The sequence below is a fragment of the Roseburia faecis genome (assembly GCF_001406815.1).
GTDB lineage: Bacteria > Bacillota > Clostridia > Lachnospirales > Lachnospiraceae > Roseburia > Roseburia faecis.
On record NZ_CVRR01000018.1, the window covers coordinates 21,167 to 27,410 of the forward strand.

Here is a 6,244-nt window from a genome sequence, read left to right on the forward strand (position 1 = left end):
TTCATCCGTTGGATGAGGAGGAAATTGATGAGCGAATTAACAAATAATAATCAGGAATATGGCGCAGATCAGATTCAGATTCTTGAAGGACTCGAAGCGGTCAGAAAGAGACCTGGAATGTACATCGGAAGTACATCTGCACGCGGACTGCATCATCTGGTCTATGAGATTGTTGATAATGCGGTAGATGAAGCACTTGCCGGTTATTGTAAAAACATTGAGGTGACCATAGAAAAAGATAATTCCATAACCGTTGAAGATGATGGACGTGGAATTCCTGTCGGAATGAATCACAAAGCCGGTGTGTCTGCACTGGAAGTTGTGTTTACTGTTCTGCATGCAGGCGGAAAGTTTGGCGGCGGAGGATACAAAGTATCCGGAGGACTGCATGGAGTAGGTGCTTCTGTTGTTAATGCCCTCTCCGCCTGGTTAACGGTTGAAGTATATCATGACGGAAAAGTGTATATGCAAAGTTACAAGAGAGGAAAAGCGGATGGACCGGTAGCGGCAGTCCGGGACTGTGATCCACAACTTCACGGTACAAAGGTTCATTTTCTGCCGGATGCGGAAATCTTTGAAGAAACCGTATATGATTACAACACGCTCAAACAGCGTTTAAGAGAAACTGCTTTTCTGACAAAAGGATTATGCATTACATTAAAAGACACGAGGGAAGATAGTCTGCATAATCATAAATTCCATTATGCCGGTGGAATCAAGGAATTTGTGGAGTATTTAAACCGCGGAAAAGAACCGTTATATCCGGAAGTTATTTACTGTGAGGGAAATCGTGACGGAGTTTACGTGGAAGTTGCAATGCAGCATAATGATTCTTTTAACGATTCCACGTTTAGTTTTGTTAACAACATCATTACGCCGGAAGGTGGAACACATCTTGCCGGTTTTCGAAATGCGTTGACAAAGACGTTTAATTCGTATGCGCGGGAAGCAAAAATTTTAAAAGACAGCGATGCGGCACTTACCGGAGATGATATCCGTGAAGGATTGACAGCAATTATCAGTATCAAAATTGAAGAGCCACAGTTTGAAGGACAGACCAAACAGAAACTCGGAAACAGTGAGGCACGTGGTGCTGTAGATTCTGTGGTTACGGAACAGCTGACGTATTTTCTGGAGCAGAATCCGGATGTGGCCAAAAATATCTGTGAAAAATCGCTGCTGGCCCAGCGTGCCAGAGAGGCAGCCCGGAAAGCACGTGATCTGACAAGAAGAAAGACAGCACTTGAGGGTACTGCCCTTCCGGGAAAACTTGCGGATTGTTCCGACAAAAATCCAAAAAATTGTGAAATCTTTATCGTTGAGGGAGATTCCGCCGGCGGTTCAGCAAAAACCGCAAGAAGCCGTGCAACACAGGCAATTCTCCCGCTTCGCGGAAAAATTTTAAATGTGGAGAAGGCAAGACTCGACCGGATTTATGATAATGCCGAAATTAAGGCAATGATCACGGCGTTCGGTACCGGAATTCATGAAGATTTCGATATATCCAAGCTGCGTTATAACAAAATTATTATTATGACAGATGCCGATGTGGACGGTGCACATATTGCAACACTCATGCTGACATTTTTGTATCGTTTTATGCCGGAGCTTATTAAGCAGGGACATGTTTATCTTGCTACCCCGCCGCTTTACAAAATTGAGAAAAACAAAAATGTCTGGTATGCATACAGTGATGAAGAATTAAACAATATTCTTGTGGAAATCGGGCGCGATCAGAATAATAAGATCCAGCGTTACAAAGGACTTGGTGAGATGGATGCGGAACAGTTATGGGAAACCACCATGGATCCGGAGCACCGGATTTTAAAACAGGTTATGATGGATGACGAAAGTTCATCGGAAATTGACGTAACATTCACGACTCTGATGGGTGATAAAGTAGAGCCGAGACGGGAATTTATAGAAGAAAATGCCAAGTATGTACAGAATCTTGATATTTAGGGAGGAGCAGATCAGTGGACGATAAAATATTTGACCAAATTCAACAGGTTGACCTGAAGAAAACGATGGAAACCTCCTACATCGACTACGCGATGAGCGTTATCGCAAGCCGTGCGCTTCCGGATGTCAGGGATGGATTAAAGCCGGTACAGCGGCGTGTCCTGTATTCCATGATCGAACTGAGTAATACACCGGACAAGCCACATCGTAAATGTGCGCGTATTGTCGGGGATACGATGGGTAAATACCATCCGCACGGGGACAGCTCCATTTACGGGGCACTTGTCAACATGGCACAGCCGTGGTCGACCAGATATCCACTTGTCGACGGACATGGTAACTTTGGTTCTGTGGATGGAGACGGTGCTGCCGCCATGCGATACACAGAGGCAAGGCTTTCAAAAATTTCCATGCAGATGATCCGGGACATCAACAAAGATACCGTTGACTTTACCCCGAACTTTGATGAAACAGAAAAAGAACCTACCGTACTTCCGGCGCGCTACCCGAACCTTCTGGTAAACGGAACGACAGGTATTGCGGTCGGTATGGCAACAAATATTCCTCCTCACAATCTGCGGGATGTCATTCATGCCGTTGTGAAATTAATTGACAACGATATTGAGGAGAAAGAGACCGACATTGATGAATTAATCAACATCATCAAGGGACCAGATTTTCCAACCGGAGGTGTGATTTTGGGTACTGCCGGTATCAATGAGGCATACAGGACCGGCCGTGGTAAAATCCGTGTACGTGCTGTGACAGATATTGAACCGATGGATAACGGAAAAAACCGTATTGTTGTAACCGAACTTCCGTATCTGGTCAACAAAGCCAGACTGATTGAAAAAATTGCAGAACTGCACAAAGATAAAAGAATTGATGGAATTACAGATCTTCGGGACGAGTCTGACCGCGAAGGCATGCGCATTGTTATTGAGCTTCGAAGAGATGTAAATCCAAGTGTTGTTTTGAATTTATTATATAAACACACACAGATGCAGGATACATTTGGTGTTATCAACCTTGCGCTTGTGGATAACCAGCCAAAAATTCTGAATTTATATGAATTACTTAACTATTATCTTATTCACCAGAAAGAGGTTATCACAAGACGTACCAGATTTGACCTGAACAAGGCGGAAGAACGTGCGCATATTTTACAGGGATTGATCATTGCATTAGACAACATTGATGAAGTGATTTCCATTATTCGCGGAAGCCGTACAACTGCAGACGCAAAGAATTCCCTGATGGAGCGGTTTGGATTATCCGATGCACAGGCACAGGCAATTGTTGACATGCGTCTGAAGACCCTGACCGGTTTGGAACGTGAGAAACTCGAAAACGAGTATAAAGATCTCATGGCACAGATCACGGAACTTAAGGCGATTCTTGCAGATGAGAAAAAGCTTCTTGCAGTTATCCGCACAGAAATTCTGGAAATTGCAGATAAATATGGCGATGACAGAAGAACCCAGATCGGATACGATGAGTTTGATATTTCCATGGAAGATCTGATTCCGGAAACCAATACGGTTATTACCATGACAAAGGTTGGCTATATCAAGCGCATGGGAACCGACAATTTCAAGAGTCAGCACCGTGGCGGTAAGGGAATTAAGGGAATGGAGACCATCCAGGATGATTATATTGTGGAAATGCTTATGACAACTTCTCATCATTACCTGATGTTCTTTACCAATATGGGACGTGTGTACCGGATTAAGGCATATGAAATTCCGGAAGCCAGCCGGACTTCCCGTGGAACCGCAATTATCAATATCATTCCGTTACAGCCGGATGAAAAGATTACCGCAATGATCCCGATCAAAGATTATGAGAAGGATAAATATCTGTTTATGGCAACCAAAAACGGAATAGTGAAAAAAACTTCCGTGCTGGACTATGAAAATATCCGGAAAACAGGATTGGCAGCGATCAGTCTGCGTGATGATGATGAATTGATCGAAGTAAAAATTACCGGGGATGATGAAGAAATTCTGTTATTTACCCGGTATGGACAGTGTATCCGGTTTAAAGAAGCCGATGTCCGTGCAACCGGTCGTACGACAATGGGAGTCATTGGAATGAACCTTACTGCCGGAGATGAAGTAATCGCCATGCAGATGGCTTCCCAGGGAGAGTCCGTCATGATCGTATCGGAGAACGGTCTTGGAAAATGTACACGGATCAATGAGTTTACAACACAGAACCGTGGTGGAAAAGGTGTAAAATGCTATAAAATCACAGAAAAATCTGGAAATCTGATCGGAGTGAAGTCTGTCGTAAAAGATGATGAACTGATGTTGATTACAACAGAAGGAATCATCATTCGAATTCGCGTAAACGATACGGCATTACTGGGACGTGTAACCTCTGGTGTAAAACTGATTGATCTCAAAAGTGGTGTGACGGTTGCAAGCATTGCAAGAGTCGTAGAAGATAAATCACTGATGCCACCGGAAGAAGAAGCAACAGAAGAAAATGAGACGGAAGGTGATCCATCATGATTCGGACCATACAGACAGAAGAAATCACAAGAAATATAAAAGAAATGTGCATTGAAGCGAATCATTTTCTTGCGGAAGATATGGAACATGCCATGAAAAAGGCTGCAGAAGAAGAAAAATCCGAACTTGGAAAAAAAATTCTTCTGCAGCTGCAGGAAAATCTTAAAATTGCGGGAGAAGAAATGATTCCTATCTGTCAGGATACCGGAATGGCTGTATTTTTTGTAGAAATCGGTCAGGACGTGCATTTTGAAGGGCAATGGCTGGAAGATGCAATCAATGAAGGTGTGCGCCAGGGTTATACGGAAGGGTATCTCCGTAAATCCGTTGTAGCGGACCCGATTCTTCGTGAAAACACGAAAGATAATACACCGGCAATTATCCACTATTCGATTGTTCCCGGAGATAAGGTGACGATTACATTTGCTCCGAAGGGATTTGGAAGTGAAAATATGAGCCGTATTTTCATGTTAAAACCTGCGGATGGAATAGACGGAGTAAAAAATGCGATTCTTACTGCCGTAAAAGATGCAGGACCAAACGCGTGTCCTCCAATGGTAGTTGGTGTTGGAGTCGGCGGAACATTTGAAAAATGTGCAATTCTGGCCAAAAAAGCACTGACAAGGCCGGTAAATGAACATTCTAAGATTCCTTATGTTGCAGATCTGGAAAAAGAAATGCTGGTAAAAATCAATAAGCTTGGTATTGGACCGGGAGGATTAGGTGGAACCACTACTGCCCTTGCTGTTAATATAAATACTTATCCGACACATATTGCAGGGCTTCCTGTGGCAGTTAATATCTGTTGCCATGTAAATCGTCATGCAGTCAGAACGATATAAGGAGGAACAGGTATGGATCAGCATATTACAACACCCATCACAGAAGAAGTGACAAAAAAACTTCATTCCGGGGATTATGTATACATCACAGGGACAATCTATGTAGCAAGGGATGCCGCACATAAGAGGATGATAGAAGCATTGGATCGGGGAGAGCAATTACCGATTGATATCAAAGATGCAACAATATATTATATGGGTCCTTCTCCTGCCCGTGAAGGACGTCCGATTGGATCTGCGGGACCAACTACAGCCACTCGTATGGATAAGTATGCCCCTACCCTGCTTGATCTTGGTGAAAAAGCAATGATTGGCAAGGGAAAGAGATCAAAAGAGGTTATAGACGCTATTATCCGCAATCATGCAGTCTATTTTGCAGCAGTAGGTGGAGCAGGTGCTCTGCTCTCAAAGTGTATCAGAAAATCCGAGATTGTATGTTATGAAGATCTTGGTGCAGAAGCAATCCGAAAGTTATATGTAGAGAATTTTCCGGCCATTGTAGTAATCGATCAGGATGGAAATAATCTATATGAGACGTCAATTAAGAAATTTGCATCAGAAATATAATAAAAATTAAAAAAGAGGTTGACAAAAAGGACTGTTTTTAGTAGAATAAACAATGCGTCACGTAAGGACGTAATTTTATATAGAAAGTATCTGGAGAAGTACTCAAGTGGCCGAAGAGGTGCCCCTGCTAAGGGTATAGGTCGGGTTGACCGGCGCGAGGGTTCAAATCCCTCCTTCTCCGCTCTATATTTTCTAAATAAAATGAAAAAAGTTGTTGACAAACAATGACAAACATGATAAGATATCAGAGTTGTCGCGTTTGAGAGACAACAAAGAAAAATAAAAAAGTTGTTGACAACGACTTGAAGATATGATAAAATATACAAGCTGTTGGAAATAACAACAACGAACATTGAT

The 6,244-nt window shown here is 42.8% G+C and carries 4 protein-coding genes and 1 tRNA gene; all 5 read left to right on the forward strand.

Annotated features, from left to right (window positions below):
• Nucleotides 1-27: 27 nt before the first annotated feature.
• The 5 genes from gyrB to M72_RS07100 all read left to right on the forward strand — a co-directional run bounded on the left by gyrB (nt 28) and on the right by M72_RS07100 (nt 6,068).
• Complete coding sequence (gyrB, locus tag M72_RS07080; protein WP_022044922.1) at nt 28-1,962, forward strand: DNA topoisomerase (ATP-hydrolyzing) subunit B; 1,935 nt, start codon at nt 28-30, stop codon at nt 1,960-1,962.
• Between the two features lie 14 nt (nt 1,963-1,976).
• Nucleotides 1,977-4,478 carry a DNA gyrase subunit A gene (gene gyrA / locus M72_RS07085; protein ID WP_055067722.1) on the forward strand — a complete coding sequence of 834 codons (2,502 nt, stop codon included), beginning with the start codon at nt 1,977-1,979 and terminating at the stop codon, nt 4,476-4,478.
• Nucleotides 4,475-5,320, forward strand: coding sequence for a fumarate hydratase (locus M72_RS07090; RefSeq protein ID WP_055067723.1), 846 nt, complete (start codon nt 4,475-4,477; stop codon nt 5,318-5,320). The genes gyrA and M72_RS07090 overlap by 4 nt, the downstream gene beginning before the upstream one ends.
• Before the next feature lie 12 nt (nt 5,321-5,332).
• Entirely contained in the window at nt 5,333-5,887 is a 555-nt protein-coding gene (locus tag M72_RS07095; protein WP_022044919.1) for a Fe-S-containing hydro-lyase, read from the forward strand.
• Between the two features lie 92 nt (nt 5,888-5,979).
• Nucleotides 5,980-6,068 (forward strand) — tRNA-Ser (locus tag M72_RS07100).
• The last annotated feature ends 176 nt before the right edge of the window (nt 6,069-6,244 follow it).